This window comes from Leifsonia sp. Soil_N53 (assembly GCF_057655165.1).
The window spans coordinates 1-23,661 of the sequence record NZ_JBDGMM010000041.1 but is presented as its reverse complement, the minus strand read 5'-3'; the positions used below and the strand labels follow the sequence as shown (position 1 = coordinate 23,661).

Genomic DNA, 23,661 nt, shown 5'->3' with positions numbered 1-23,661 from the left:
CTCGCCGACCCGCGGCCGTTCGTCCAACAGTCCACGACGATGCGATTGTGCCGTGCCGCGGATGAATGGCGTGCCCCAACTCTGCGACGCCTTGCGCCGCATCCGCTCACGGTGCCGGGGCGCCGGAGACCAGCAGCGACAGATCGGACTCCGGCCCGCTGAGCGCGCGCACCGCCGGGGTGTCCGGGCAGTACACCTGCACGGCGAGGTCGTGGCGGCTGCCCGGATCGCCGGGAGTCCAGTCCTCCCCGTCGCCGACGGGATCGGCTCCGCGCGCGGCGAGCCGGTCGAGCATGGCCGAGGCCTCGGCGACCGGGACGCCCTTGCCCGGGTCCGCGGCGCTGCCGCCGATCAGGATGCGCCCGGTCGTGGTGTCCTGGACGGTCACCAGGAGGAACCCGGTGACGTTGGGCGCCGTGCCGACCCGCCCGCTGCCGTCGTCTCCCATCGGCAGCACCGACACCGCGACGGCCGCCGCGGTGTCCGGGTCGTTGTCGGCGACGCCCACCTGGAGCCGGACCGTGCGCCCGGGGGTCATCGAGTCGTCGCCGGGGATCGGGACGAGCTCTGCCGCGCCTGGTCCGGTCGAGACGACGCCGCGCGGGTCGATCGTCGCCACGTCGAGCGCGCCGGTCGCCGGGTCGGCTGCGGGCGCGAGCGACGTGGCGACGAGGTCCGCGCCGTCGATGAGGGCGCTGTACGCCGTCCCGGCGCCGAGCGCGGTCGCCGCGAGCACGACGAGGCCCGCGACGGCGGGGACGAGGGTTCTGGTGTGCATGGCGCCTCCGGTCGGTCGTGGCTGGACGCAGAGAGTGTGCCTCGCGCAGCCGTACCTCGGATACCGAATACGGCGGAAAACACCCGCAGTTCATCCGCGCACGGACGCCGCTTCACCCCGCTCGAGCCCAGCTAGCGGAGCCTCCCGGACTCGACATCGGGGCGTTCCGCGACTACTGTGCTCTGGGCTATGAGACGACTACCCATCGCGGCTGCCGGCGTCCTCCTCGCGCTCGGCCTCACCGGCTGCGTCGGGGGAGGGACCTACTCGGCCGAGACCGCGAGCACGCTGCAGCACGGGGTGCTGGGCGTGGCCACCGCTGCCCAGGCGAAGGACTACGCCGGGGCGCTCACCCAGGTCGCGGCCCTGCAGCAGCGGAACGACGCCGCCCTGAAGGCCGGCTCCATCGCCGCCGATCGCCACGACGCGATCGCGAAGTCGCTCGAGCTCGTCACAGCGGACCTGACCCGGTTGCAGGACGCCGCCGAGCGCGCCCGGCTGCAGGACCAGATCAAGCAGCTCCAGGACCAGCAACAGCAGCAGCAGCCGCAGCCGCCGGACAAGAAGGGCAAGAAGGACGACGGTGGCAAGGGCGGTGGCCACGGATGACCGCGCAGGGCCGCGGGTCCGCCGCACCGCACGAGCCGGCGTCCGATCCGGCATCCGCTCCCGCGGAGCCCGAGCGGATCGCCGACCGGTACCGCGTGCTGCAGCGCGTCGGCGCGGGCGGGATGGCGGAGGTCTTCCGCGCCCACGACGAGCTCCTCGGCCGTGACGTCGCGCTCAAGGTCTTCCGCCGCGAGTTCGCCTCCGCGGAGGACCTGCGCCGCCAGCGCGGCGAGGTCCGCATCCTCGCGAACCTGTCGCATCCGTCCCTGGTCACCCTGTTCGACACCACGGCGGACGCCGACGGCCGGGGCGTCCTGGTGCTGGAGTTCGTCGACGGCGCCGACGTCGGAGCGCGGCTGAAGGCGGGGCCGATCGCCGCCCCCGCCGTGGCCGCCCTCGGCCTGGACGTCGCCCGCGCGCTCGCCTACATCCACGGGAAGGGCGTGGTGCACCGTGACGTCGCACCGGCCAACATCCTGCTGCCGGCCACGCCGTCGCCGGGCGTGGCCGCCAAGCTCACCGACCTCGGCATCGCCCGCCTCATCGACGACGCCCGCATCACCTCCACGGGCTTCGTGATCGGCACTGCGAGCTACCTGAGCCCCGAGCAGGCCGCGGGCAAGCCGGTCGGCCCGCCCAGCGACGTCTACTCGCTCGGCCTCGTCCTCCTGGAGTGCCTGACCGGCGCCCGGGCGTTCCCCGGGAGCGGGGTCGAGTCGGCCGCCGCGCGACTCGCCCGCGACCCGGAGGTGCCCGAGACGCTGGACGCGGACTGGCGCCGCCTGATCCGGTCGATGCTGGCCCGCGAGCCCGAGTGCCGCCCGCAGGCGGACGCGGTGGCCGCGCGGCTGGCCGACATGCTGGCGCGGGACGCCGCGGGCGCTGCGACGCCGGTCGCGGAGGACGAGCTCTCCCGCACGCTGCTGCTGCCGCAGCCCGAGGAGGAGACCGCGCCGCAGGAGCCGACGGCCACGACCGCGCTGCTCTCCGGCACGCGCACGGTCCCCGCCGCGCATGCTGACATCGCAACGCACCTGCTCCCCGCCACGCAGCAGGCGCCGGCCGCTGGGCCGACGCCCGCCCCGCCGGCCGAGCGCAGTGCCGGCACCCCGCGACCGCCGGCCAGTCGGCGGCGCAGGATGCTCGGCCTCCTCGTCGCCGGCGTCGTGCTGGTCGTGGCCGTCATCGCGATCGTGCTGGGCACGACGATCGCGTCGAGCCAGCCGCCCCCCGACCCGGTCCCGTCGTACCCGGCGGTCGGCGGCACCCTCGGCGACCACCTGAAACAGCTCGAGCACGAGGTGTCGCACTCCGGGCCGTAGCGCTTGTCGGCGTGCTCACGCGCCGGGTCGGGCGCTGTGTCAACCCCGTAGGCCGCAGGTCGTAGGCGGCCTACCTTCGCGACGGAGACCGAACGAAGGAGCGGACGATGGCGACAACGCCGAAGACCCAGAGCAAGACGACCCAGAGCACGAAGACGCAGAGCACCAAGGCCCAGAGCAAGAACGCCTCCGTGCCCCGCACGACGCGCGCCAGGGGAGCCGCGCCCGGGGAGCACGAGACCCGGCGGGAGAACGCGGAGAACGGCTTCGTCGCCTCCGCCGCGCTCGCCGGCGACCTCCAGCGGGTGCAGGTCGACCTGATCGAGCTGTCGCTGCAGGGCAAGCAGGCGCACTGGAACATCGTCGGGCACAACTTCCGCGACCTCCACCTGCAGCTCGACGAGATCGTGGAGGCCGCGCGCGTTCAGCGACGACGTCGGCGAGCGGCTGCGCGCCCTGCACGCGACGACCGACGGCCGGTCGCGCACCGTGGCCGAGACCACGGCGCTCGCCGTGTTCCCGAACGGCGAGATCGACACCTCGGACGCGATCGACCTGATCACGGAGCGGCTGGAGACCACCGTTCGGACCGTCCGCTCGGTGCACGACGACGTCGACGAGGCGGACCCGACCTCGGCCGACCTCCTGCATCAGATCATCGACCGGCTGGAGCAGCTGGCCTGGATGGTGAGCGCGGAGAACCGCCGGCCCGCGACGCGGTGACAGGCGGCGACGGGAGAAGGGCGCGTCCGTGCAGGACGCGCCCTTCGGGGGGTGCTGTCGTGCGGTGGGCCTAGCGGTCGTCGGCCCCGCCGCCCGAGGCGGTGTCGGCCCCGTCGTCCGGCTCCTCGGAATCGGTGCCGGTGCCGTCGGGCAGGTCGTCCGGGTCGGCTTCACGTGCGTCGCGTTCGGTCATGGTTCTTCCTCTCGTGTCGCTGTGGACGCTACGCGGCGGAGCGCGCGGGCGTACCCGGTTGTCTCCCGGTGGACCGGCGGGTACGGTGCGCCGCCGCTTCACAGTCCGTAACCCGGGCTGTCCCCCCGGCCGCATCGACGCCTATCCTTCTCCGGACCGCCCGCTCCGGGCGGCGCGAAGCGAGGTCAGGATGTCCGAGAGTGCGAAGGAGCGCCGGCGCGCGCTTCTCTTCTTCGCGGGACTGAGCGTCGCCCTCGTCGTCGTCGCGGTCATCAGCCTGGTGGCTCCCCAGCCCGAGGCCACGCCCGGCGTGACCGTCACAGCGATCCTGCTCCTGCTCGGCGCCGGCTACGGGGCGGTGGCGTCGTCCGTGGCGCTGGTGCGCGGCCGGCGTGCGGCAGCGACCGAACCGGCCGCCGACGCGGCCGCCGACGCCGACAGCGCCGTCGAGTAGCGGTCCCGGGCGACGGCGACCAGTTCGTACGCCGGCGCGGTCGAGAGGGTCAGCAGCGGTTCGGCGACGAGGTCCGCCGAGCACTCCCTGGTCCGGTCGAGGAAGTACCCGGGCGCCAGCAGGTAGCTACCGACCGCCACGCGATCGTCGCCGGTGGTGCGGTTCCGGGTGACGGCCTCGTCCAGTCGCGGGTGGGCGGCGCTGAGGAAGCCGACCGTGACCGGACGCCGTGCCACGACCTCCAGCAGCAGCCCGGCCTGGAGCGCGTCCTGCACTCCGGCGCCGTCGCTGGAGCCGGCCGCCGCCAGCACGACGCGATCCTCGGGCCCGACGCCCGCCTCGTGGAGCCGCCGGTGCAGCACCTGCGCGATCCGGTGGTCGGGGCCGAGGGCGTCGGCGACGACCACCCGGTCGCCGAACGGCGCCACCGCGGCCGGGATGTCGTGGCCGAGGTGGTAGCCGCGGGACAGCAGCAGCGGCACGACGACGACCGTCGCGTCGGCGGGGAGCGCGGCCAGCGCGGCCGGCAGGACCGGCTGCTGGACGTCCACGAACGCGTGGGCGGCCAGGTCGGCGCCGACCGCCGCGTGGACGGCGTCGGCGTACGCCCGGATGGCCTCCTGGCCCTGCGGGTCGGAGGTGCCGTGGGAGACGGTGAGGATGGCGATCATGCGCTCTCAGGATGCCTGAACACCTGTACAGCCTTTCTGAATTGCGTCCATTTATTACCTCCGCCCTTCCGTAGCGCCGCGCGTCCGGCCTAGGTTCGCATGTCGATCCGCTTTCGCAGCGGAGGAGGGAATTCCCGTGACGATCTCGGAACAGCACACCGCACGGCCGGCAGCCTCCCGGCCGCGCCGGTCGGACGCCCGGCCGAACGGGCAGTGGGCGGTCGACGGCAAGGCGCCACTGAACGCCAACGAGGCGTGGAAGCAGGAGGACGGCGGCCTCGCCGTCCGCGAGCGCATCGAGAGCATCTACGCCGACGGCGGCTTCGCCTCGATCGACCCGACCGACCTGCACGGCCGCTTCCGCTGGTGGGGGCTCTACACGCAGCGCAAGCCCGGCATCGACGGCGGCAAGACCGCCACGCTGGAGCCGCACGAGCTCGAGGACGAGTACTTCATGCTGCGGGTCCGCATCGACGGCGGCCAGCTCACCACCGAGCAGCTGCGCACCATCGCGGGCATCTCGACCGAGTTCGGGCGTGACACCGCCGACCTGACCGACCGGCAGAACATCCAGCTGCACTGGATCCGGGTGGAGGACGTCCCCGAGATCTGGCGCCGGCTGGAGGCCGTGGGCCTCAGCACGACCGAGGCCTGCGGCGACGTGCCGCGCGTCTTCCTCGGCTCCCCCGTCGCCGGCATCGCCGCGGACGAGCTGATCGACCCGACCCCGCTCATCGAGGAGATCGCCGACCGGTTCCTCGGCGACCCGGAGCTGGCCAACCTGCCGCGCAAGTTCAAGACCGCGATCAGCGGGCACCCGAGCCAGGACGTCGTCCACGAGATCAACGACGTCTCGTTCGTCGTGGTGGAGCACCCCGAGCTCGGCGCCGGCTTCGACCTGTGGGTCGGCGGCGGCCTGTCGACCACGCCACGGCTGGCCGAGCGCCTCGGCGCCTTCGTCCCGGCCGAGCGGGTGCCGGAGGTCTGGCACGGCGTCGTGCAGATCTTCCGCGACTACGGCTACCGCCGCCTGCGCAACAAGGCCCGGCTGAAGTTCCTGCTGGCCGACTGGGGCGTGGAGAAGTTCCGCCAGGTGCTCGAGACGGAGTACCTGGAGACGCCGCTCGCGGACGGCCCCGCACCGGCGGCCCCGACCTCAGCCGGCGACCACGTCGGCGTGCACAAGCAGAAGGACGGCCGCTACTTCATCGGCGTCACGCCGTTCGTCGGCCGGGTGTCCGGCTCGCTGCTCACGCAGTTCGCGGACCTCCTGGAGCGGCACGGCTCGACCCGGCTGCGTACGACGCCGCACCAGAAGCTCCTCGCCCTCGACATCCCGGAGGACCGGGTAGAGACGGCCGTCGCCGAGCTGGAGGAACTGGGGCTGTCCGCCCGCCCGAGTGTGTTCCGCCGCGGCACGATCGCCTGCACCGGCATCGAGTTCTGCAAGCTCGCGATCGTGGAGACCAAGGTCACCGCGATCACCGCCGTCCAGCGGCTGGAGGAGCGGCTCGCCGGCCTGGACCTGCCGACGCCGCTCAGCCTCCACGTCAACGGCTGCCCCAACTCGTGCGCGCGCATCCAGACCGCCGACATCGGCCTGAAGGGGCAGCTGCTCCCGGACGGCAACGGCGGCCAGGTTCCCGGCTTCCAGGTGCACCTCGGCGGCGGGCTCGCCTCGCGCGACCGCGACGAGGCCGGCCTCGGCCGGACCGTCCGCGGGCTCAAGGTGACCGCCGACGGCATCGCCGACTACGTCGAGCGGGTCGTCACGCGCTACCTGGCCGACCGGAGCGGGAGCGAGACGTTCGCCGAGTGGGCGCACCGAGCAGACGAGGAGGCGCTGCAGTGAGCGCGACCAATCTGGGCAGCCTGCCCGTCCGTCCCGCCGAGCTCCGCTCCGTGGACGAGCTGCGCGCCCTCGCCGAGCGCGGCGCACGCGAGCTGGAGGGCGCGACCGCCGAGCAGGTCGTCCGCTGGGTGGCCGACAACTTCGCCGTGGAGCGCACCGCCGTCGCCTGCTCGATGGCCGACGCCGTCCTCCCGCACGTGGTCGCGACCGCGCTGCCGGGCGTGGACGTGCTGTTCCTCGACACCGGCTACCACTTCGTGGAGACCCACGTCACCCGCGACGAGGTCGCCCGTGCGCTCGACGTCCGGGTGGTCGACGTGAAGCCGAAGCAGACCGTCGCCGAGCAGGACGCCGAGTTCGGCGCCGAGCTGTTCGCCCGCGACCCCAACCTGTGCTGCGCCCGCCGCAAGGTCGAGCCGCTGCAGCGCACGCTCACCGGCTACGAGCTCTGGTTCACCGGGGTCCGCCGCGAGGAGGCGCCGACCCGCTCCGCGACGCCCCTGATCTCCTGGGACGAGAAGAACGGCCTGGTGAAGGTCAACCCGCTCGCCGCGTGGACGTTCGACGAGCTCCTCGACTACGCCACCGCCCACGACGTGCCGCTGAACCTGCTGCTCTCGAACGGGTATCCGTCGATCGGCTGCGAACCGTGCACCAAGCCCGTCGCCGAGGGCGAGGACCCGCGCTCCGGCCGCTGGGCCGGGCTGGCCAAGACCGAATGCGGACTGCACCTGTGAGCGGCGCCCGCCCCGCCGCCCCGGCGCCGACCGCCTCGCTGGACCTGATCGACCAGCTGGAGGCCGAGTCCATCCACATCATCCGCGAGGTCGTGGCCGAGTTCGAGCGGCCCGTGCTGCTGTTCTCCGGCGGCAAGGACTCCGTGGTCGTGCTGCACCTGGCCGCCAAGGCGTTCTGGCCGGCGCGCATCCCGTTCTCGCTGCTGCACGTGGACACCGGCCACAACTTCCCGGAGGTCCTCGCCTTCCGCGACGCGACCGCCGAGCGGTTCGGCATCCCGCTCGCCGTCGCCCGGGTGCAGAACTACATCGACGACGGCCGTCTCACTGAGCGGGCCGACGGCACCCGCAACCCGCTGCAGACCCTCCCCCTGCTCGACGCGATCGAGGCCGGCCGGCACGACGCGGTCTTCGGCGGCGCCCGCCGCGACGAGGACAAGGCCAGGGCGAAGGAGCGCATCCTCTCGCTGCGCGACGGCTTCGGCCAGTGGGACCCGCGCAACCAGCGGCCCGAGCTGTGGAGCCTGTACAACGGCCGGCACACGCCCGGCCAGCACGTGCGCGCCTTCCCGATCAGCAACTGGACCGAGCTCGACATCTGGCGCTACATCGAGCGCGAGGGCATCGAGCTGCCGCCGCTGTACTACGCGCACGAGCGCGACGTCTTCGCCCGCGACGGGATGTGGCGCGCGGTCGGCCCGGTCTCGCCGGCCGACCGCGGCGAGACCGTCGAGCGGCGGCTGGTGCGCTACCGCACCGTGGGCGACATGAGCTGCACGGGCGCGGTCGAGTCCGACGCGCGCGACGTGGTCGCCGTGGTCCGGGAGGTCGCGGCCACCACCCTCAGCGAGCGCGGCGCCACCCGGGCCGACGACCGCATCTCCGAGGCCGCGATGGAAGACCGGAAACGGCAGGGATACTTCTGATGACTCTCCTCGACGACCAGACCGCGATCGCGGCTCCGGCGGAGGGCGCCGCGACCCGCGGCACCCTGTTCCGCTTCGCGACCGCCGGCTCGGTGGACGACGGCAAGTCGACCCTGGTCGGCCGCCTCCTGCACGACTCCAAGGCGATCCTCGCCGACCACCTCGCCGCAGTCGAGCGCACCTCCCGGGAGCGCGGCTTCGGCGGCGAGGCCGGCGGGCTCGACCTCGCCCTGCTCACCGACGGCCTGCGCGCCGAGCGCGAGCAGGGCATCACGATCGACGTCGCCTACCGCTACTTCGCGACCGACGCCCGGTCGTTCATTCTCGCCGATTGTCCCGGCCACGTGCAGTACACCCGCAACATGGTCACCGGAGCGACGACCGCGGACGCCGTCGTGCTGCTGGTCGACGCCCGCAACGGCGTCCTGGAGCAGACCCGCCGCCACCTCGCCGTCATCAGCCTGCTGCGCGTGCCGCACGTGATCGTGGCGATCAACAAGATCGACCTGATCGGCTTCGACGCCGACCGGGTGCGCGACGTCACCGAGGACCTGGTCGCACTGACCGGGGAGCTCGGCATCCGCGACCTCCACGTCATCCCGGTGTGCGCCGTGGACGGCGACAACGTCGCCGGGCGCTCGGCCCGCACGCCCTGGTACGACGGACCGGCGCTGCTCGAACTGCTGGAGACGCTTCCGAGCACCGACCAGCTCGAGTCGCCGGCCGAAGACCTCCGGCTGCCGGTGCAGGTGGTGCTGCGGCCGCAGGGTGCCCTCGCGCCGGGACTGGACGCCACCGAGTACCGCGACTACCGCTCGGCCGCGGGCCGCATCGCCTCCGGCTCGGTGCGCGTCGGCGACCGGGTCGACATCCACCCCGGCGGCGCGACATCGGTCGTGACCCGCATCGACGTCGCCGGCCGCAGCGTGCAGGCCGCCGTCGCCCCGCAGTCCGTCGCCGTCAGCCTCGCCGACGACCTCGACCTCGCCCGCGGCGCCCTCATCGGCGCGGCAGGCACCCTGCCCGAGCCGCGCTCGGAACTCACCGCCGAGGTGTTCTGGCTGGACGCCTCCCAGGGCCTGCCCGGCGCGCGGCTGCTGCTGAAGTGGGGCACGGCCACCGTGCAGGCCCGGCTCTCCGCGATCGGCGGCCGCCGTGACCTCAGCACGCTGCAGGTCGTCCCGGCGGAGGCGCTCGAGGTCAACGACATCGGCCACGTCAGCCTCCAGCTCGCGGAGGCGCTGGCGGTCGAGCCCTACGCGGCCAACCGGCAGACCGGCGCCTTCCTGCTCATCCACCCGCAATCCGGCGCGACCCTCGCCGCCGGCATCGTCTCCTCCTGAAGGGCTCCCGATGCGCATCCCGCTACGCACCGCCAGCACCGCCGTCCTGCTCCTCGCCGCCGCGACCGCAGCGCTCACCGGCTGCGCCGGCGCGACGGCCGCGAACACGCCCGCCGGCGGCAGCCCCGCGTCGACCATCCGGGTCGGCTACTTCGACAACGTCACCCACGCGCCCGGGCTGGTCGGCATCCACGACGGGCTGCTGCAGAAGGCGCTCGGCACGACGACGCTGAAGACCACCCAGTTCAACGCCGGTCCCGCAGAGATCGAGGCGCTCAGCGCCGGTGCGATCGACGCCGCCTACATCGGCCCGAGCCCGGCGATCAACTCCTACCTGAAGAGCGCAGGCCAGTCGCTGAAGATCGTCTCCGGCGTCGCCCTCGGCGGCGCTGCGCTCGTCGTGAAGAGCGACATCACCTCGGTCGACCAGCTCAAGGGCAAGACGATCGCCACCCCGCAGCTCGGCAACACCCAGGATGTCGCGCTGCGCTACTGGCTGACCAAGAAGGGCCTGCACACCTCGACCACCGGCGGGGGAGACCTCACCATCGCCCCGACCGACAATGCGCAGGCGCTGACGGCGTTCCAGGCGGGCAAGATCGACGGCGCCTGGGTGCCGGAGCCGTGGGTGTCCCGGTTCGTGATCGACGGCAACGCGAAGGTGCTCGTCGACGAGGCGTCGCTGTGGCCGGGCGGGAAGTTCCCGACCACCGTCCTCGCCGTCTCCACGGCGTTCGTGAAGGCGCACCCGCAGACGGTGAAGGCGCTCGTGAAGGGCAACGCCGACGCCGTGGCCGCCCTCAAGGACCGGGCGACCGCAGCCGACGACATCAACGCCCAGCTGAAGGCCGACACGGGCAAGACCCTGGCGACCGGCGTGATCGCCCGGTCCCTCGACCACGTCGCCTTCGACACCGACCCGGACGCCGCCGCCTTCCCGGCACTCGTGCAGCACGCCACCGCGGTCGGCCTCGGAACCAAGGGATCGCTGAAGGGCCTGTTCGACCTGACTGCCCTCAACGCGATCCGCAGCGCCGCCGGCCAGGCGACGGTCTCCGCCGGTGGCCTGGGGTAACCGATGAGCGACCAGGACCGCACCGCCGTCACGCTGACAGGAGTGAGCAAGCGCTTCGGCGCCCAGGCGCCCGTCGTGCTCGACGGCGTGGACCTCCGGGTGGGCGACGGCGAGTTCGTGTGCCTGCTCGGGGCGTCCGGGTGCGGCAAGTCGACCATCCTGAACCTGATCGCGGGGCTGGAGCGGCCGACCACCGGCGAGATCGCCGTGCCGAGCGGGCCGGTGGCGATGATGTTCCAGGATGCCGCGCTGCTGCCCTGGCTGACCGCGCGCCGCAACGTCGAGCTCGCCCTCGACCTCGGCGGGGTGCATCGCGATCAGCGCCGGGCCCGCGCCGACGAGCTGCTGGAGCTGGTCTCGCTCGCGCACGCCGCCGACCGCCGTCCGCACGAGCTGTCCGGCGGAATGCGGCAGCGCGTCGCCCTCGCCCGCGCGCTCGCGCAGGACCGGCACGTGCTGCTCATGGACGAGCCGTTCGCCGCCGTCGACGCGATCACCCGCGACCTCCTGCACGTCGAGCTGGAGCGGATCTGGCGGCAGACCGGCCGGACGATCGTGTTCGTCACCCACAACGTCCGGGAGGCCCTGCGCCTCGGGCAGCGCATCGTGCTGCTCAGTTCGCGGCCGGGCCGCGTGGCCGCCGAGTGGCGGATCCCGGCCGAGGTCCGCGCCGGCGCCGACCCGGTGGAGACCGCCCGGCTGGACGACGCGATCACCCGCCGGCTGCGAGAGGAGCTGATCCGCAATGCCGCCTGAAGCCACCGCCACCTCCCTGACCCCGGCCGTCGCGCCCGCGCCCCGGCGCTCCGGGTCCGAGACCTCCGAGCTGCACGCCCTGGAGGCCGGGCTCGACTCGCTGCAGACCGCCAAGGACGCGGCGCCGCACCGCGGCCGCCGCATCGCCAAGGCCGTCGTGCCGACCACGGTCTTCGTGCTCGCGGCCCTGATCGCCTGGCAGCTGTACACCGTCATCGCCCACCCGCGGCCCGACCTCTACCCCGGCCCGGCCGACGTGCTCTCCGCGCTCGGCAGCGCGGCGGGCTCCGGGCGGCTGGCCACCGCCATCGGCACGAGCCTCGGCCGCGGCGGCTTCGGCTTTCTGCTCGCCATTGTGATCGCCACCCCGCTCGGGCTGCTGCTGGCCGAGGTGCGCTGGCTGCGCCGGGCGGTCGGCCCGATCCTCTCCGGCCTCCAGGTGCTGCCGTCGGTGGCCTGGGTTCCCGCCGCGATCCTCTGGTTCGGCCTGACCGACGCCGCCATCTACTTCGTCGTGCTGCTGGGCGCGGTCCCGTCGATCGTCAACGGCCTCCTCGCCGGCATCGACCAGGTGCCGCCGCAGCTGCGCCGCGTCGGCGTCGTGCTCGGCGCGAACCGCCGCCGGCTGCAGACCCGCATCCTCTTCCCGGCCGCGCTGCCGGGCTACGTCGCCGGGCTGCGCCAGGGCTGGGCGTTCGCGTGGCGGTCGCTGATGGCCGCCGAGATCATCGCCGGCTCGCTCGGCTTCGGCCTCGGAGCGATGCTGGAGCAGAGCCGGGACCTCGCCGACCTCCCCTCCGTGCTCGCGACGATCCTGACCATCCTCGTCGTCGGGATCGTGATCGAGCTGGCCGTGTTCGCACCGATCGAGCGCCGGCTGCTGCGTCGCCGCGGCCTCACGGGAGCGACCCGATGAGCCTCCAGAACACCGGCTCCGTCGCCCTGGTCGGCGGCGGCCCCGGCCACCCCGACCTGATCACCGTGCGCGGCCGCCAGCTGCTCACCGCAGCCGACGTCGTCATCGCCGATCGGCTCGGCCCGCGCGCCCTGCTCGATGACCTCGGCCCCGACACCGAGGTCATCGACGTCGGCAAGCAGCCGCATCACCACCCCGTCCCGCAGTCGCGGATCAACGAGCTCCTGGTCGAGCACGCCCGCGCGGGCAAGCGCGTGGTCCGGCTGAAGGGCGGCGACCCGTTCGTCTTCGGGCGCGGCGGCGAGGAGGCCGAGTTCTGCCGTGCCGCCGGCATCCCGGTGGAGGTCGTGCCCGGTGTGACCAGCGCCATCGCCGTGCCGTCGATCGCCGGCATCCCGGTCACGCACCGCGGCGTCGCCGCCGGGTTCACCGTGCTGTCCGCGCACACCGACATCGACGAGGTGCCGGGCGGCGCCGAGCACACGGTCGTCCTGCTGATGGGCGTCTCCGGGCTCGCCGCCACCGCGGCCACCCTCGCCGCCGGACGCCGCGGCGCCGACTGCCCGGTCGCCGTCGTCGAGGACGGCTACGGCGACGGCCAGCGCGTGACCATCGGCACGCTCGGTAGCATCGCCGCCGACGCCGCCGCGCGCGGCGTGCGCTCGCCCGCCGTCATCGTCGTCGGCGACGTCGTACGGCTCGCCGACCCCGATCTCCTCCCCATCCCCGCAGCTCAGCACAGCACCGAACAGCACCGCACCGAATAGCACAGCACCGAACAGCACAGAGAGGCACCCCAATGACCCGACCGTTCCGCGTGGCCGTCGTCGGCGCCGGACCCGCCGGAATCTACGCCGGCAACATCCTGCGCACCCGCGCCACCGAGGCCGGCATCGACGTCCGCATCGACCTGTTCGAGTCGCTTCCGGCTCCGTACGGCCTGATCCGCTACGGCGTCGCCCCGGACCACCCGCGGATCAAGGGCATCGTCACCTCCCTGCACGACATGCTCGCCGAGGGCTCGGTGCGCCTGATCGGCAACGTGGAGGTCGGCGCCGACATCACCGTGGACGAACTGCAGTCGCTCTACCACGCCGTCATCTTCGCGACCGGCGCGCAGCGCGACGCCGTCGTGGACCTGCCCGGGCTCGACCTCCCGGGCAGCTTCGGCGCCGCCGACTTCGTCTCCTGGTACGACGGGCACCCCGACGTGCCGCGGCACTGGCCGCTCGACGCCGCGCAACTCGCGGTGCTCGGCAACGGCAACGTCGCGCTCGACGTCGCCCGCGTGCTCGCCAAGCACCCGGCCGACCTGCTGACCACCGACATCCCGGACAACGTCCACGCCGGGCTGCTCGCCTCCCCGGTCGAGGACGTGCACGTCTTCGGCCGTCGCGGACCGGAGGACATCAAGTTCACCCCGATCGAGCTGCGCGAGCTGGGCGAGGTGCCCGGCGTCGACATCGTGCTGTACGACGAGGACTTCGACCGCGCGGGCGACGACGCGACCACCGGCGAGCGGCGTGCCGCCGGCAACCAGGCGAAGGTCATGGCGCGCATCCTGCAGTCGTGGCGCGATCGCGAACCCGGCGACGCCCCGCGCCGCCTGCACCTGCACTTCTGGCACAAGCCTGTCGAGCTGCTCGGCGAGGAGGCCGTGACCGGCATCCGCTTCGAGCGCACCGAGCCGGACGGCGAGGGCGGCATCCGCGGCACCGGCGAGTTCGTCGACTATGACGTGCAGGCCGTCTACCGGGCGATCGGCTACCGCGGCACCCCCGTGCGCGACGTGCCGTTCGACGAGGTCGGCGGGGTCATCCCGAACGACGGCGGCCGCGTGCTCGACGGCGGCGCACCCGTGCCCGGTCTGTACGCCACCGGCTGGATCAAGCGCGGACCGGTCGGCCTCATCGGCCACACCAAGGGCGACGCCGGCGAGACGATCGAGAAACTGCTGGAGGACTTCGAGAGCCTGGCCGCCGACGAGCGCCCGCACGAGGAGGCCGTCCTGGACTTCCTGGAGTCCCGTCGTGTCCGCTACACCACCTGGGAGGGCTGGCTGGCGCTCGACGCGCACGAGCGCGCCCTGGGCGAGGGCTTCGACGGCGAGACGGTGCGCGAGCGGATCAAGGTCGTGCCGCGCGACGAGCAGGTCTCGATCTCGAACCGCGAGGTGATCGTCCGATGACGTACGTGATCGCGCTGCCCTGCGTGGACGTCAAGGACCGCGCCTGCATCGACGAGTGCCCGGTCGACTGCATCTACGAGGGCGAGCGCTCGCTCTACATCAACGTCGAGGAGTGCGTCGACTGCGGCGCGTGCGAGCCGGTCTGCCCGGTCGAGGCGATCTACTACGAGGACGACCTCCCGGAGGAGTGGGCCGACTACCACGCCGCCAACGTCGAGTTCTTCAGCGAGCTCGGCAACCCCGGCGGCGCCGCCAAGGTCGGCCCGCAGCCGTACGACCACCCACTGATCGCCGCGCTGCCGCCGCTGGAGGAATCGCTTGCCTGAGGTCGTCGTCATCGGCGGCGGCCCGGCCGGGCTGTCCGCCACCCTCAACCTGGCGCGCGCCCTGGTGGACGTCGTGCTCGTGGACGCCAGCCGGCCGCGCAACTCGGCCACCCTCCGCTCGCACGGCTTCCTCACCCGCGACGGCATCCGCCCCACCGAGCTGCGCGCGCTGGCCAAGGCCGAACTGGCGGTCTATGACAACGTCGCGCACCTTGAGCGGCGGTCGGTGACCTCCGTCCGCGCGCACGCCGACGCCTTCCAGGTCGAGATCGCCGGCCGCGGCCCGGGCGAGCACGACACGGTCACGGCGCAGGCGGTCCTGCTCACCACCGGCCTCACCGAGACGCTGCCCGCGCTGCCGAGCATCCGCTCCTACTACGGCATGAGCGTGTTCAGCTGCGTGGCCTGCGACGCGTGGGATCTGCGCGGCCGGCCGCTCGCGCTCATCGGCGAGACGCCGGACCTCGCCCGCCGTGCCGTGCACCTGGCCCGCTGGACCGCCGACCTCACCGTCTTCACCAATGCCGCCGACGTGGTCACCTCCGACGAGGAGACCGCGCTCAGCGCACTCGGCATCCGCGTCGAGCGCACCGCGGTGGCCGACCTCGACGGTGAGCGCGGCGCGGTCAGCTCCGTGCAGCTGGCGGACGGCCGGTCCATCCCGGTCGAGGGCGGTTTCGTCCGGCCGACGTGGACGGTCGCGACCGGCTTCATCGACGACCTCCGCCCGCAGGAGTCGGCCGACGGCTTCCTGATCACCGACGACAGCGGCCGGACCTCGATCCCCGGGCTGTACGCCGCAGGCGACGTCGCCGTCCCGGGGCCGCAGCAGATGATCATCGCCGCCGGCAACGGCGCGCGCACCGCCGCCGCCATCGTCGACGACCTTCACGGCGTAACCGCCTTCGCCCCGCGCCCTGTCGCCGTCAGCCTCTGATCCGCCCCGCATCCCGACCCACGACGAAAGAGAGACCATGCCCACGAACGTCTACGAGGACATCACCGCGGCCGTCGGCCGCACGCCCCTGGTCAAGCTGAACAGGCTCGCCGCCGACTCCGATGCGACCGTCCTGGTCAAGCTGGAGTTCTTCAACCCCGCGGGCAGCGTCAAGGACCGGATCGGTGTCGCGATCATCGACGCCGCCGAGAAGTCCGGTGCGCTGCGGCCCGGCGGCACGATCGTGGAGGGCACCAGCGGCAACACCGGCATCGCCCTGGCAATGGTCGGCGCCGCCCGCGGTTACAAGGTGATCCTGACCATGCCGGAGACCATGTCGAAGGAGCGGCGGGTGCTGCTGCGCGCGTTCGGCGCCGAGATCGTGCTCACCCCGGGCCCGGACGGCATGCGCGGGGCCGTGGAGGCCGCCCAGAAGATCGTCGCAGAGAACGACAACGCCATCTGGGCGCAGCAGTTCGCCAACGAGGCCAACCCGGCCATCCACCGGGCTACCACCGCGGAGGAGATCTGGGCGGACACCGACGGCGGCATCGACATCCTGGTCGCCGGGATCGGCACCGGCGGCACGATCACCGGTGTGGGCCAGGTGCTGAAGGAGCGCAAGCCCGGCGTGCAGGTGATCGCGGTGGAGCCGATCGACTCCCCGATCCTCACCGGCGGCAAGCCCGGCCCGCACAAGATCCAGGGCCTCGGCGCCAACTTCGTGCCCGAGCTGCTGGACACCGACGTCTACGACGAGGTCATCGACGTCGCCTTCCCCGACTCCATCGCGGTGGCCAAGCGCCTCGCGTCCGAGGAGGGCATCCTCGCGGGCATCTCGTCCGGCGCGATCGTCTGGGCCGCACTCCAGGTCGCGGCGCGTCCGGAGAACGCCGGCAAGACCATCGTCGCGATCGTCGCCGACACCGGCGAGCGCTACATCTCCACCGCACTGTGGGAGGACCTGCTCGACTAGCTTGTGGGCGGGCGCGCACCCTCCTATCGTTGCGGGTGTCGCGCGCGGTCGATCTGAGGCGCCCTGCCTCCCGTGCCGGCGGGAGGTGGGTGCGCTGTGGACGAGATGACCGGGATGATGTCGATGATGAGTGAGTCGGCCCAGGGGCCGATGGCCGGGATGGACATGGCCCTGATGCAGCGATGTATCGAGGCGTGCTCGGCGTGCGAGCAGGCGTGCACGATGTGCGCGGGCTCGATGTCGATGGAGGGCATGTCCGGCTCGGCGATGTGCATGAGCTGCGCCGAGATGTGCAACACGATGATGCGGATGATGCTGCGGCCGATGCCGATGAACGAGCGCGACATGGCGGCGATGATGTCCATGCTCCAGGCCACGTCGATGATGTGCCGCGCCTGCGCGGACGACTGCGGCGCCATGGCCGACAGCGCCTCGGCGAAGATGTGCGCTCAGGTCTGCATGAACTGCGCGGACGCGTGCGACGCGATGCTGGCGTCGATGAAGCCGATGATGGCCTCGTAGGCCGACCGGGGGGTTCAGCGGCGCTCGAGGCTCACGTTGAGCAGCTCGTCGCCGGCTGCGAGCACGCCGTAGAGGGTGTGCACGGCGACGGGCGCGCCCGGCGCGAGCAGCGCGCGCAGGTCGTCGTAGTGCCAGCACCGGAGGCTGCGGCCATCCAGGTCGGCGAGCTCGATCCAGCCGTCCTCGCCCACCTCGACGACGAACACGTCCGCCCAGTGCGTCCGGGTCGCGATCGCGGCCTGCCGTGCGATGGGGTGGAGGGCGTAACCGTCGTCGAACATGTCCGCGCCCTGCCCGGAGGCGGCCCGGAACAGGGCGTCCTTCGCGGTGGGGCTGGGCTGACGGGTCACGGGGTCCTTCTCACGTTCGGCGGGTGTTCGCGCAGGTGCGCGATGAGTACCGAGCATAGGTACGCCGACGGCCGGAGTCACGCGGGGCGTCACACGGTGAAACATGCGACGCCGGCGCATGGGGGTGGTGAGCCGCGCGCCCTCGCTTGAAGTTGGAATGAAAACTCTCATAGACTGAGTGTCAACGTCACATTTCACCAAGGAGTTGACATGAAGCGGAGTGCAGTAGTGCTGGCGGCGGGTGCATGGCTCGCCGTTCTCATGGGGGCAGGGCTTGCCGCTCCGGCCTATGCGGACGACTCGAATCCCACGGCCTCGGCTGACCCGGGGCCCGACGCCCCCTCGTCATCGGGTCTGACCGCGACGCCCGATCCTGGCCGGGCCGGGCGCGCAGCCTCCGTCGGTGTCAGCCCTGGTGGATGCACCGGTCACACGGATTATGCGCACAAATCCGGCAGTGAGTCCTCGGTGCACGGCCGTACCAGGTGCAACTTCCCCGTCACGTCGGCCTCCGTGACGACCTACCTCTACAACCAGCAGTGGTTCGGTTGGAACCTGCTGAGGTCGGACACGTCGAAGACCGCGGGTAAGAACACCTCCAACGACGCCCATCCGCATCACCCGTGTTCGACCAGCAACACGAACAGTTTCTACGGCGCTTCGACTCATTCGTCTGTCGAGAACGGGAGGACATACTCGGCGAGCACGTCGTCGCCCGTTCAGAAGTTCGGTTGCTGACGTCGCCGGCCGCCGACGTCGGGACGCGGTCGGCCCGGAAGGCGGCGGCCGCGTCCATGCTGCTGACAATGGGGTTGGCGGGCTGCGCTGTCCCCGCACCCGGCCCCGCGGAGGAGCAAGTGAAACCCTTGCACGGCGTTCGTAACCCACCGGCACAGGTCCCGGGTGTGACGGGAAACGGCGTTGTTCTCACCGTCGCCCAGTTCTCCTGGGGAGAGGGTGCGGAGCGGCGGATTTCACCGCCGAACCCTTCCGCCGTGCCGATCGTGAGCGCGCCGTTCGATGGCGATACGATAACGTTCCGGCTCGCCACCGACGTGCGGCCGGCCCTGATCCTGGTCAGCGCATACTCGCGACTCGAGGCCGACGGCACTCCGGACGTGTCGAGCGAGAGCGCGTTCGACTGCGCGAAACCAGGCGCCTGCGACATTACGGAGGATGGAACCACGGTGACGATCCGCATCGCGGCTCCGGGGACGCGGATCGCGACTCTGCGGACCGCGTTCGATGCGCCCAGTGAGACCTCCGACACCGGCTTGGCCGAACCGTACACCGCGGCGTGGGTGGTTCGACTGACCGGGTAGAGGCCTCACCCTCACACCCCGCCCTCCCCGCCGAGAGTTCTTCGTCACACAGGTTTCACGCCGCGCGCGACCCGCCGAAACACCGTCTTCCTACCGTGGAGTCACCCACTCACCGCAGGAGGACCGCACGATGACCAGCACCGTCCCCACCTCGACCGCCGCCACGGCCGCCGCCCCGCCCGCCCCGGCCGCCACCGCCGCCCCGTCGTCCCTCGCCTTCCGCCCCGGCCGCTGGATCGACGGCTGGGACGCCGAGGATGCCCGGCAGTGGAGCGACTCCGGCGCCGCCATCGCCCAGCGCAACCTGCGCTGGTCGATCTTCGCGGAGTTCCTCGGTTTCGTCGTCTGGCAGCTGTGGTCGATCGTCGTCGTCGCGCTCCCGGACGCCGGCTTCCACTTCAGCACCGCGCAGACGTTCTGGCTCATCTCGATGCCGAGCCTGGTCGGCGCGACGCTCCGGTTCCCGTACACGTTCATGGTGCCGAAGTTCGGCGGCCGCAATTGGACGATCGTCTCGGCGGCGCTGCTGCTCATCCCGACCATCGGGCTCGCGATCTGCGTCGCCAACCCGCAGACCCCGTTCGCGGTGATGCTGCTGGTGGCGGCGCTCGCCGGCTTCGGCGGCGGAAACTTCGCCAGCTCGATGGCGAACATCACCTTCTTCTACCCGCAGCGCAAGAAGGGCTGGGCGCTCGGCCTCAACGCCGCAGGCGGCAACCTGGGCGCGGCCGTCGCGCAGTTCGCGGTCCCGATCGTGATCACCATCGGCGCCGGCGCAACCCTCCAGCTGCCGCTCGCCGGGCTGGTCTGGGTGCCGCTGATCCTGGTCGCCGTCGTCGGCGCGTGGCGGCGGATGGACAACCTCTCGAACGCCCGCGCCGACGTGAAGGCGTCGCTCGCCGCCCTCCGCGCGCCCGAGCTGTGGCTGATGGCCCTGCTCTACATCGGCACCTTCGGCTCGTTCATCGGCTTCTCCAGCGTCTTCCCGAAGCTCATCGCCGACCAGTTCCCCGGCTTCAGCGCCTTCCCGGTCGCCGGTGCGACGCTCTCCCTCGCCTTCCTCGGCGCGCTCGTCGGGTCGCTGGCCCGGCCGTTCGGCGGCCGGCTCGCCGACCGGTTCGGCGGCAGCACCATCACGATCGCCGCGTTCGTGGTCATGGCGCTCGGCGCGCTCGCGGTCATCGTGACGCTGCCGCTCGACAACTTCTGGCTGTTCCTCGGATTCTTCCTCGTGCTGTTCGTCGCCTCGGGCGCGGGCAACGGCGCGACCTACCGGATGATCCCCACCCTGTTCGCGCTGCGCTCCGGCGCCGCCGACGGGCACCACTCGGCCGGGGACGTCTCGTCGCAGCGGACCGCGGCCGCGGCGCTCGGGATCGTCTCCGCGTTCGGCGCGTACGGCGGCTTCGTGATCCCGCAGGTGCTCGGACTCTCCAAGTCGACGACAGGAGGCTACGAGGCGGGGCTGTCCTGGTTCGTCGCCGCCTACGTCGTGCTGCTGGCGGTCACCGTCGCGGTGGCCGTGCACGGTCGCCGCCGCGGGGTGCGGATCTGAGCGGCGGCCTCCCGATGGACGCGCCGAGCCACTGCCCGTACTGCGCTCTGCAGTGCGCCATGACGCTCACCCCATCGCCCGACGCGGCCACCCCCGTGACCGTCGCCGGCCGGATGTTCCCGACCAACCGCGGCGGCCTGTGCAAGAAGGGCTGGACCTCCGCGGAGCTGCTCGCGACGCCCGGCCGGCTGACCACGCCGCTGATCCGGCGGGACGGCGAGCTGCAGCCCGCCGGGTGGGAGGAGGCGCTCACCCTGATCGGCTCCCGGCTCGCCGCCATCCGCAGCGAGGACGGCCCTGACGCCGTCGCTGTCTTCGGCGGCGGCGGGCTCACCAACGAGAAGGCGTACCTGCTCGGCAAGTTCGCCCGTCTCGCCCTCGGTACCTCCCGCATCGACTACAACGGCCGGTTCTGCATGGCGTCGGCGGCCGCCGCCGGCAACCGGGCGTTCGGCGTCGACCGGGGGATGCCGTTCCCGGTGACCGACCTCGACGACGCCGACACCGTCCTGCTGCTCGGCTCGAACGTCGCGGCCACGATGCCGCCGTTCATCGGCCACCTGGCGGGCGCGCGGGCGGCGGGGGGCCTCATCGTGGTCGACCCGCGCCGGTCGCAGACCGCGCAGCTCACGGCCGACGGGGGAGGCCTCCACCTGCAGCCGGCGCCCGGCACCGACCTGGTCGTCCTGCTCGGGCTGACCCATCTCGTGCTCGCCGAGGGGCTGGCCGACCTCGACTACCTGGAGGCGCGGACCACCGGGTTCGACGCCGTCCGCCGCAGCGTCTCGCCGTGGTGGCCCGAGCGGGTGCAGGAGCATACCGGCGTGCCCGTCGCCCAGCTGCGGGAGGTCGCCCGCCGGCTCGCTCGCGGCCGCGGCACCTTCATCCTCACCGGCCGCGGCGTCGAGCAGCACGTGGACGGGACCGACACCGCCACGGCCGCGATCAACCTCGCGCTCGTCCTCGGCCTCGTCGGCCGCCCAGGCTCGGGCTACGGGACGCTGACCGGCCAGGGCAACGGCCAGGGCGGCCGCGAGCACGGCCAGAAGTGCGACCAGCTGCCGGGCTACCGCAAGATCGCCGACCCGGCCGACCGGGCGGCCGTCGCCGCGGTCTGGGGCGTCGACCCCGGCATCCTCCCCGGGCCCGGCGTGCCCGCCGTCGAACTGCTCGGGATGCTCGGCCGCCCGGACGGCGTGCGCGCCCTGCTGGTGCACGGCTCGAACGTGGTCGTCTCCGGGCCCGACGCCGGAGCCGTGCGCGCCGGTCTCGAAGCGCTCGACCTCCTCGTGGTGTGCGACTTCGTCCTGTCCGAGACCGCAGAGCTCGCCGACGTGGTGCTGCCGGTCACGCAGTGGGCCGAGGAGGAGGGGACGATGACGAACCTGGAGGGCCGCGTGCTGCGCCGCCGCCGCGCGCTCGACCCGCCGGCCGGGGTGCGCAGCGAGCTGGACATCCTGGCCGACCTCGCCCGCCGCCTGGGAGCGCCGTCGGTGTGGCCGACGTCGCCGGCGGAAGTCTTCGACGAGCTCGCCCGGGCGTCCGCGGGGGGCGTCGCCGACTATTCGGGGCTGAGCCACGCGCTGCTCGACGCCCTGCGGGACGACGAGGCCGCGCACTGGCCGTACCCGGCGGGGTCGCGCGGGACGCCGCGGCTGTTCGCGGACCGCTTCGGCCATCCCGACGGTCGCGCCCGGCTCGTGGCGGTGCGGCCGCGCCCGCTCGAGACCGGCCGGGAGGTCGGCGAGCTGACCCTGATCACCGGCCGGCTGCTGGAGCACTACCAGTCCGGCGCGCAGACCCGCCGGGTGCCCGAGCTCGTCTCGGCGCAGCCGCAGGTGCGCGCCGAACTGCACCCGGCCACGGCAGCCAGGCTCGGGATCGCCGACGGCGAGCCGGTGCGGGTGCGCAACTCCCGCGGGATCGTGGAGGCGACGGCGCTGCTCACCGCGGGGATGCGGATCGACACGGTGTTCCTGCCCTTCCACTTCGCCGGCCGGCAGTGTGCCAACCTCCTGACCGAGGCCGCGGTCGACCCGATCTCGGCGATGCCCGAGTTCAAGCGGACCCTGGTGCGGGTGGAGGCCGGAGTCCCCCGAGCAGAGGAGGCCCTCGCATGACCAGACCGCTGCGCATCGTCCTGATCGGCTACGGGCCCGTCGGAGCCCGGTTCGTCGAGGAGGTGCTGCCTGCGGTCGCCGCCGGGGAGGCCTCCCTCGTCGCGGTCGGCGCCGAGGACGAGGACGCCTACAACCGCGTCCTCGTCGCCGAGTACGCGGTCGGCGCCGCCCGCCGCGACCGGCTGGACGTGACCGACACCGCGGCCGCCCGCGCGGCCGGGGCGGACATCCGCCTCTCCGAGACGGCCGTCGCGATCGACCGGGTGCGGCAGCGGGTGCGCACCTCCGGCGGGGACGAGCTGCCCTACGACCGGCTGGTCCTGGCCACCGGCGCCCGGGCGAACATCCCGACCCTCGACGGCATCGAGCACGCCAGGCGCGAACGGTACGCCGCGCCCGGCCCCGGGCTCGATCACGGCCGGCGCCCGCTCCCCGGCGGCGTCGTCGCGCTGCGCGACCTGGCCGACGCCGACGCCGTCGCACCGGTGGTGGCGGGCGGCGGCACAATCGTGGTGCTCGGCGCCGGAGTGCTCGGGATGGAGTTCGCCCTGCTCGCGGCCGAGCACGGCGCGCAGGTTGTCGTGGTCCACCACGGTCCGACCCCGATGGCCCGCAACCTGGACGAGCCGGGCGGCCGGATGCTCGCCCGCGCCGTGAAGACGCTCGGCGTCGGGATGGCCGCCCACGCCCGGGCCGAGAGCGTCGGCTTCCGCGACACGGATGGCGGTCGGGTGTTCGACGGCGTCGGCTGCGCGGACGGCACCTACATCCCCGGCGACCTCCTGGTGCTGTCGTGCGGGGTCGGCCCGCGGGTGGAGCTCGCGATTGCCGCGGGCCTGGCCTGCTCGGCGGGCGTGCTCGTGGACGAGGAGCTGCGCAGCTGGACCGACCCCGACGTGTTCGCGATCGGGGATTGCGCGCAGGTCGCGGCGCCGGAGGACGCGGACGCGTCCGGCCGGGTGCCCGGCGCGCCGAGCGGCCTCATCGGGCCGGGCTGGCGGCAGGCGGCC

The 23,661-nt window shown here is 73.0% G+C and carries 24 protein-coding genes and 1 pseudogene; 21 read left to right on the top strand and 4 right to left on the bottom strand.

The annotated features are described in order from the left end of the window. Positions 1-106: 106 nt before the first annotated feature. Complete coding sequence (locus tag AC3A3H_RS04415; RefSeq protein ID WP_487613329.1) at positions 107-778, bottom strand: hypothetical protein; 672 nt, start codon at positions 776-778, stop codon at positions 107-109. Between the two features lie 189 nt (positions 779-967). Here AC3A3H_RS04415 and AC3A3H_RS04410 point away from each other — a divergent pair, with 189 nt between their 5' ends. From AC3A3H_RS04410 to AC3A3H_RS04400, 3 genes and pseudogenes are all read left to right on the top strand, one after another. Further along, the gene (locus AC3A3H_RS04410) at positions 968-1,387 is read left to right on the top strand and encodes a hypothetical protein (RefSeq protein ID WP_487613328.1); all 420 of its coding nucleotides are present in this window, start codon (positions 968-970) and stop codon (positions 1,385-1,387) included. Further along, positions 1,384-2,709, top strand: coding sequence for a serine/threonine-protein kinase (locus AC3A3H_RS04405; RefSeq protein ID WP_487613327.1), 1,326 nt, complete (start codon positions 1,384-1,386; stop codon positions 2,707-2,709). The genes AC3A3H_RS04410 and AC3A3H_RS04405 overlap by 4 nt, the downstream gene beginning before the upstream one ends. Positions 2,710-2,816: 107 nt before the next feature. Next, positions 2,817-3,432, top strand: a pseudogene (locus AC3A3H_RS04400) (Dps family protein). A 70-nt stretch (positions 3,433-3,502) separates the two neighbouring features. On the opposite strand, the gene AC3A3H_RS04395 reads toward AC3A3H_RS04400, so the two are convergent. After that, complete coding sequence (locus AC3A3H_RS04395) at positions 3,503-3,625, bottom strand: hypothetical protein (protein WP_487613326.1); 123 nt, start codon at positions 3,623-3,625, stop codon at positions 3,503-3,505. Positions 3,626-3,815: 190 nt separating this feature from the next. Between AC3A3H_RS04395 and AC3A3H_RS04390 the strand changes: the two genes are divergently transcribed. After that, positions 3,816-4,079 carry a hypothetical protein gene (locus AC3A3H_RS04390; RefSeq protein ID WP_487613325.1) on the top strand — a complete coding sequence of 88 codons (264 nt, stop codon included), beginning with the start codon at positions 3,816-3,818 and terminating at the stop codon, positions 4,077-4,079. Here the strand turns inward: AC3A3H_RS04390 and AC3A3H_RS04385 are convergent. Next, positions 3,974-4,750 carry a sirohydrochlorin chelatase gene (locus AC3A3H_RS04385; protein ID WP_487613324.1) on the bottom strand — a complete coding sequence of 259 codons (777 nt, stop codon included), beginning with the start codon at positions 4,748-4,750 and terminating at the stop codon, positions 3,974-3,976. The two genes, AC3A3H_RS04390 and AC3A3H_RS04385, sit on opposite strands and share 106 nt — an antisense overlap. Positions 4,751-4,886: 136 nt before the next feature. On the opposite strand from AC3A3H_RS04385, the gene AC3A3H_RS04380 reads away from it, so the two are divergent. The 13 genes from AC3A3H_RS04380 to AC3A3H_RS04320 all read left to right on the top strand — a co-directional run bounded on the left by AC3A3H_RS04380 (position 4,887) and on the right by AC3A3H_RS04320 (position 17,304). Beyond that, complete coding sequence (locus AC3A3H_RS04380; RefSeq protein ID WP_487613323.1) at positions 4,887-6,602, top strand: nitrite/sulfite reductase; 1,716 nt, start codon at positions 4,887-4,889, stop codon at positions 6,600-6,602. Further along, the gene (locus AC3A3H_RS04375) at positions 6,599-7,339 is read left to right on the top strand and encodes a phosphoadenylyl-sulfate reductase (RefSeq protein ID WP_487613322.1); all 741 of its coding nucleotides are present in this window, start codon (positions 6,599-6,601) and stop codon (positions 7,337-7,339) included. The genes AC3A3H_RS04380 and AC3A3H_RS04375 overlap by 4 nt, the downstream gene beginning before the upstream one ends. Next, entirely contained in the window at positions 7,321-8,265 is a 945-nt protein-coding gene (cysD, locus tag AC3A3H_RS04370; protein WP_487613321.1) for a sulfate adenylyltransferase subunit CysD, read from the top strand. Before AC3A3H_RS04375 ends, cysD begins: the two co-directional genes overlap by 19 nt. Next, the gene (locus tag AC3A3H_RS04365) at positions 8,265-9,608 is read left to right on the top strand and encodes a sulfate adenylyltransferase subunit 1 (protein WP_487613320.1); all 1,344 of its coding nucleotides are present in this window, start codon (positions 8,265-8,267) and stop codon (positions 9,606-9,608) included. The genes cysD and AC3A3H_RS04365 overlap by 1 nt, the downstream gene beginning before the upstream one ends. Positions 9,609-9,618: 10 nt before the next feature. Then, positions 9,619-10,683, top strand: a complete 1,065-nt coding sequence (locus tag AC3A3H_RS04360) for an ABC transporter substrate-binding protein (protein WP_487613319.1) — start codon at positions 9,619-9,621, stop codon at positions 10,681-10,683. 3 nt (positions 10,684-10,686) lie between these two features. Beyond that, a complete protein-coding gene (locus AC3A3H_RS04355) occupies positions 10,687-11,439 on the top strand; it encodes an ABC transporter ATP-binding protein (protein ID WP_487613318.1) in 753 nt (250 codons plus the stop codon). After that, entirely contained in the window at positions 11,429-12,355 is a 927-nt protein-coding gene (locus tag AC3A3H_RS04350; protein ID WP_487613317.1) for an ABC transporter permease, read from the top strand. Before AC3A3H_RS04355 ends, AC3A3H_RS04350 begins: the two co-directional genes overlap by 11 nt. Continuing rightward, positions 12,352-13,122, top strand: a complete 771-nt coding sequence (gene cobA, locus AC3A3H_RS04345; RefSeq protein ID WP_487613316.1) for a uroporphyrinogen-III C-methyltransferase — start codon at positions 12,352-12,354, stop codon at positions 13,120-13,122. Before AC3A3H_RS04350 ends, cobA begins: the two co-directional genes overlap by 4 nt. A 32-nt stretch (positions 13,123-13,154) precedes the next feature. Then, positions 13,155-14,543 carry an FAD-dependent oxidoreductase gene (locus AC3A3H_RS04340; RefSeq protein ID WP_487613315.1) on the top strand — a complete coding sequence of 463 codons (1,389 nt, stop codon included), beginning with the start codon at positions 13,155-13,157 and terminating at the stop codon, positions 14,541-14,543. After that, on the top strand, positions 14,540-14,869 hold the full coding sequence (fdxA, locus tag AC3A3H_RS04335; RefSeq protein WP_487613314.1) for a ferredoxin: 330 nt from the start codon (positions 14,540-14,542) through the stop codon (positions 14,867-14,869). The genes AC3A3H_RS04340 and fdxA overlap by 4 nt, the downstream gene beginning before the upstream one ends. Further along, positions 14,862-15,806, top strand: coding sequence for an NAD(P)/FAD-dependent oxidoreductase (locus AC3A3H_RS04330; RefSeq protein ID WP_487613313.1), 945 nt, complete (start codon positions 14,862-14,864; stop codon positions 15,804-15,806). Before fdxA ends, AC3A3H_RS04330 begins: the two co-directional genes overlap by 8 nt. Positions 15,807-15,843: 37 nt before the next feature. Next, positions 15,844-16,782 (top strand): cysteine synthase A, encoded by a 939-nt coding sequence (gene cysK / locus AC3A3H_RS04325; protein WP_487613312.1) that lies wholly within the window; start codon positions 15,844-15,846, stop codon positions 16,780-16,782. A 105-nt stretch (positions 16,783-16,887) separates the two neighbouring features. Beyond that, positions 16,888-17,304, top strand: coding sequence for a four-helix bundle copper-binding protein (locus AC3A3H_RS04320; RefSeq protein WP_487613336.1), 417 nt, complete (start codon positions 16,888-16,890; stop codon positions 17,302-17,304). Between the two features lie 14 nt (positions 17,305-17,318). On the opposite strand, the gene AC3A3H_RS04315 is transcribed toward AC3A3H_RS04320, so the two are convergent. Continuing rightward, positions 17,319-17,654 carry a hypothetical protein gene (locus AC3A3H_RS04315; RefSeq protein ID WP_487613311.1) on the bottom strand — a complete coding sequence of 112 codons (336 nt, stop codon included), beginning with the start codon at positions 17,652-17,654 and terminating at the stop codon, positions 17,319-17,321. A 623-nt stretch (positions 17,655-18,277) separates the two neighbouring features. Here AC3A3H_RS04315 and AC3A3H_RS04310 point away from each other — a divergent pair. The 4 genes from AC3A3H_RS04310 to AC3A3H_RS04295 all read left to right on the top strand — a co-directional run. Further along, the gene (locus tag AC3A3H_RS04310) at positions 18,278-18,976 is read left to right on the top strand and encodes a hypothetical protein (RefSeq protein ID WP_487613310.1); all 699 of its coding nucleotides are present in this window, start codon (positions 18,278-18,280) and stop codon (positions 18,974-18,976) included. Between the two features lie 130 nt (positions 18,977-19,106). After that, positions 19,107-20,531 carry an MFS transporter gene (locus AC3A3H_RS04305; protein ID WP_487613309.1) on the top strand — a complete coding sequence of 475 codons (1,425 nt, stop codon included), beginning with the start codon at positions 19,107-19,109 and terminating at the stop codon, positions 20,529-20,531. Positions 20,532-20,545: 14 nt separating this feature from the next. After that, a complete protein-coding gene (locus tag AC3A3H_RS04300) occupies positions 20,546-22,651 on the top strand; it encodes a molybdopterin oxidoreductase family protein (RefSeq protein ID WP_487613308.1) in 2,106 nt (701 codons plus the stop codon). Then, positions 22,648-23,661: NAD(P)/FAD-dependent oxidoreductase (locus AC3A3H_RS04295; RefSeq protein ID WP_487613307.1), on the top strand; the 1,014-nt coding region annotated here is incomplete at its 3' end. The genes AC3A3H_RS04300 and AC3A3H_RS04295, both read left to right, overlap by 4 nt.

Bases quoted from the DNA above. Each gene is read 5' to 3' on its own strand.
- AC3A3H_RS04415 (WP_487613329.1), bottom strand. From the start codon at position 778: ATGCACACCAGAACCCTCGTCCCCGCCGTCGCGGGCCTCGTCGTGCTC.
- AC3A3H_RS04410 (WP_487613328.1), top strand. From the start codon at position 968: ATGAGACGACTACCCATCGCGGCTGCCGGCGTCCTCCTCGCGCTCGGC.
- AC3A3H_RS04405 (WP_487613327.1), top strand. From the start codon at position 1,384: ATGACCGCGCAGGGCCGCGGGTCCGCCGCACCGCACGAGCCGGCGTCC.
- AC3A3H_RS04395 (WP_487613326.1), bottom strand. From the start codon at position 3,625: ATGACCGAACGCGACGCACGTGAAGCCGACCCGGACGACCTGCCCGAC.
- AC3A3H_RS04390 (WP_487613325.1), top strand. From the start codon at position 3,816: ATGTCCGAGAGTGCGAAGGAGCGCCGGCGCGCGCTTCTCTTCTTCGCG.
- AC3A3H_RS04385 (WP_487613324.1), bottom strand. From the start codon at position 4,750: ATGATCGCCATCCTCACCGTCTCCCACGGCACCTCCGACCCGCAGGGC.
- cysD (WP_487613321.1), top strand. From the start codon at position 7,321: ATGCGGACTGCACCTGTGAGCGGCGCCCGCCCCGCCGCCCCGGCGCCG.
- AC3A3H_RS04365 (WP_487613320.1), top strand. From the start codon at position 8,265: ATGACTCTCCTCGACGACCAGACCGCGATCGCGGCTCCGGCGGAGGGC.
- AC3A3H_RS04360 (WP_487613319.1), top strand. From the start codon at position 9,619: ATGCGCATCCCGCTACGCACCGCCAGCACCGCCGTCCTGCTCCTCGCC.
- AC3A3H_RS04355 (WP_487613318.1), top strand. From the start codon at position 10,687: ATGAGCGACCAGGACCGCACCGCCGTCACGCTGACAGGAGTGAGCAAG.
- AC3A3H_RS04350 (WP_487613317.1), top strand. From the start codon at position 11,429: ATGCCGCCTGAAGCCACCGCCACCTCCCTGACCCCGGCCGTCGCGCCC.
- cobA (WP_487613316.1), top strand. From the start codon at position 12,352: ATGAGCCTCCAGAACACCGGCTCCGTCGCCCTGGTCGGCGGCGGCCCC.
- AC3A3H_RS04340 (WP_487613315.1), top strand. From the start codon at position 13,155: ATGACCCGACCGTTCCGCGTGGCCGTCGTCGGCGCCGGACCCGCCGGA.
- fdxA (WP_487613314.1), top strand. From the start codon at position 14,540: ATGACGTACGTGATCGCGCTGCCCTGCGTGGACGTCAAGGACCGCGCC.
- cysK (WP_487613312.1), top strand. From the start codon at position 15,844: ATGCCCACGAACGTCTACGAGGACATCACCGCGGCCGTCGGCCGCACG.
- AC3A3H_RS04320 (WP_487613336.1), top strand. From the start codon at position 16,888: ATGACCGGGATGATGTCGATGATGAGTGAGTCGGCCCAGGGGCCGATG.
- AC3A3H_RS04305 (WP_487613309.1), top strand. From the start codon at position 19,107: ATGACCAGCACCGTCCCCACCTCGACCGCCGCCACGGCCGCCGCCCCG.
- AC3A3H_RS04300 (WP_487613308.1), top strand. From the start codon at position 20,546: ATGGACGCGCCGAGCCACTGCCCGTACTGCGCTCTGCAGTGCGCCATG.